The organism is Archangium sp. (assembly GCF_036389735.1).
Lineage (GTDB): Bacteria > Myxococcota > Myxococcia > Myxococcales > Myxococcaceae > Archangium.
On the sequence record NZ_DASVWK010000406.1, the window covers coordinates 1 to 2,650 of the forward strand.

Below are 2,650 nucleotides of genomic sequence, written 5' to 3' on the forward strand. Positions count from 1 at the left end.
CGCTCGGCGGTGGCCGTCACCGCGTGCGCCAGTTGGTTGGTCTCCGTGGCGCGGTGGCGCACCGCGTCGATGCCCGTCTGCACCACCTGGACGAAGGCCTCCGCCTCGCTGGCGAAGCGCGCCAGCTCGTCGCCCGAGGAAGCGATGTGGTGCAGCCGCTCGCTCATGGACTGCACCTGCTGCGTGGTGCGGTGCGAGAACTCATCCAGCGCCAGCAGTGCCTCGGCCACCTGCCCGAGCCGCTCGGCCATCTCCACCAGGGAGCCATTCGTCTCCTGGGCGAAGCTCTCCAGTTGCGTCACGCGCTTGCCCGCGGCCTGGAGGCTCTGGCCCATGCTGGCCACCGACTCCTGCGAGCGCTCCACCGCGCCACCCTGCCGACGCGCGGCCTCCAGCAGCACGCGCACTTCCTCGGACACCCCCTGGCAGGTGCGGCGCACATTGCCTGTCACCCGCTGCACCTGGGTGAGCGCGCGGCGCAGGGAGTAGATGAGCCGGCGCACCTCGCGCTCGTCTCCCTTCTTGCCGTACTCGGCCCGGGTGAGGTCTCCCTCGGCCAGGCGGGTGAGGATGCTGGTGCGCTCCTTGGCACGCTCCATCGCCCAGACGAACCAGAAGGTGTAGCTGGTCACCAGCAGCAGCAGGGGCGTGCTGATGAGCAGCACGGCCCAGCCCAGCCAGTCCTTCGGTTGGCCCGTGAAGAAGTGGAGCAGTCCGCCGAGGATGAGGGCGATGAAGAGCCCTCCGACGACCATGAAGACGAAGAGATACTTTTTGGCGGCCATGAGAGAACGGAGTGAAACCGTATCCCGCATTCTCGCCGCGATCCTCAATTCGGCACAGGCCGCCGGGAAGCCCGCGCTCGTTTCCTTGCTCCTGCTCGCCCTGCCAGCGGGGGGGGGGACGTCCGCCCTCTCTTCCGAGGAGACGGGACGCTTCGTCTTCGCCTGGCGGGGAGTGCCAGTGGGCACCGTCACCCTCTCCCTCGCACCCGAGGTGCGGCGCTTCACCTACACCTCGCGGCACCTGCATACGCGGGGGGGGCACAGGGGGGAGCGCGTGCGCGAGGTTTCCCTGGAGCTGGGGCCGGAAGGCACCGTGGCGGGGCGCCCGAGCGTCCCCCAAGCATTGTGGCTGTGGCGGGGGCCCCCGACGCTGGGGTGCGTGATGGGCCGCGAGGAGCTGTCCGGCCGGGAGGGCCCCCACTGTGTCACCGCCCGCCGGGGGGACGTGGTGGAGGGCACGCTGCTCGGCCACCCCTTCACCGCGCGCTATGACGGGCGCGGCCGGATGGTGGCGCTGGAGGTGGGAGAGGCGCGCTTCACCGAGGTGGCCCTGGGGGTGCGGCTGCGGCCTCCGCCCGAGCTCTTCACGGAGGGGCTGCGCGTGGAAGGCACGTCGGGTCCGCTGGCCTTCTCGCCGCCGTGGCCGCTCGCGGTGCGTCCGTCCTGGCTGACGGCGTGGCGGGCCGGGGAGGCGCGGGCGCTCGCGAAGGCCGTGCACGCGGCCTTCCCGGACAAGGGCCCGGGGGACGCGGATTTCCGCGAGGGGGGCGAGGGCGAGGCGGGTGGGTGTCTGGCCCATGCGCTGCGCTTCGCCGCCCGGGCGGCGGCGCGCGGACAGCGGGTGGCGCTCGTGCAGGGGCTGCTCGTCGTGGACGGTGGCCCCGCTCGGCCCCATGCCTGGGTGCGCGTGGGGCTCGCGGGGGAGGACACGTTGGACCTGGACCCCACCTCGTTGGACCCCGTCACCCCGGAAACGCACCTGCCGATCGCCCTGGTGGAGCCCGGCGGCGCCTCGGTGGAGGCCGGGGAGCGGTGGCTGGCGCTGTTGCGCGGCGAGCACCGCGTGGTGCGCCGGTTCAGTCGAAGGGAATGACGGACAGCTTCGCGCCCGTGGGAGCGTCCAGCAGCTCCTTGGCCCGCGCCGGCAGGTAGGCGTTCTTGTCGTCCAGCCGGGCCGTGGTGCGCACCGAGCGGAAGCGGTTGCGTCCCGACTCGCGCTCGAAGGAGACGAGCACGTCATCGCCCTCCATCTCGAAATCCTCCGCCGCCAGCTTCAACGAGCGGTAGCGGCGCACCAGGGAGATGTCCGAGAGGTTGGCCTCGAAGTGGGGGCCACCGTCGAAGGGATCGATGCGCTCCACGTACCGGAAGCCCACGCGCTCCAGCATCCGCTGCACGCCCTTGGTGTTGGGGCCCACCTCGCCGAGCACCTTCTGCACCCGGTCCGGGAAGAGCGAGGCGTAGACGTCCGAGGAGGGGAAGAGTTCCTTGATGAACTCCTTGTTCTGCCGGCTGAGGCGATCCGCGTCCTGGTAGGTGAGGCCGGTGAACTTCTTGCCACACGCCTCCCACAGCAGGCTGCGCCCGTCCGGCAGCAATGGCGGCAGCAGCTCGGCCAGCACCCGCGGCCGGAAGAGCCGCTTGTGCGTGGCCATGAAGAGGAAGCGCACGTAGGACAGCTGCTTGCCGGGCTTGTCCGGCGTGGCGCGGTAGGGTGGATCCACCACCAGGCCGCCAATCTCCGTGGGGCCCTCGTAGTTGTACCCGATGGAGAGCACCTTGTGCCGGAAGTGCCGGCCGATGCTGGCCGAGTAGTGCTCGCGCTCGGACACGTCCAGGTAGATGTGCGGCGCCTCGTAGGTGCC

The 2,650-nt window shown here is 71.1% G+C and carries 2 protein-coding genes and 1 pseudogene; 1 reads left to right on the plus strand and 2 read right to left on the minus strand.

Going from position 1 to position 2,650, the window contains the following annotated elements; translation table 11 throughout:
* A pseudogene (locus tag VF794_RS14660) lies at positions 1 to 785 on the minus strand (ABC transporter substrate-binding protein); the annotation flags it as partial.
* Positions 786 to 870: 85 nt separating this feature from the next.
* Here VF794_RS14660 and VF794_RS14665 point away from each other — a divergent pair.
* Positions 871 to 1,878, plus strand: a complete 1,008-nt coding sequence (locus tag VF794_RS14665) for a transglutaminase domain-containing protein (RefSeq protein WP_414640909.1) — start codon at positions 871 to 873, stop codon at positions 1,876 to 1,878.
* Here VF794_RS14665 and VF794_RS14670 read toward each other — a convergent pair.
* Positions 1,862 to 2,650, minus strand: a 789-nt coding sequence (locus VF794_RS14670) for an arginine N-succinyltransferase (RefSeq protein ID WP_331110830.1), incomplete at its 5' end; no start/stop codon positions are given. The genes VF794_RS14665 and VF794_RS14670 overlap by 17 nt on opposite strands.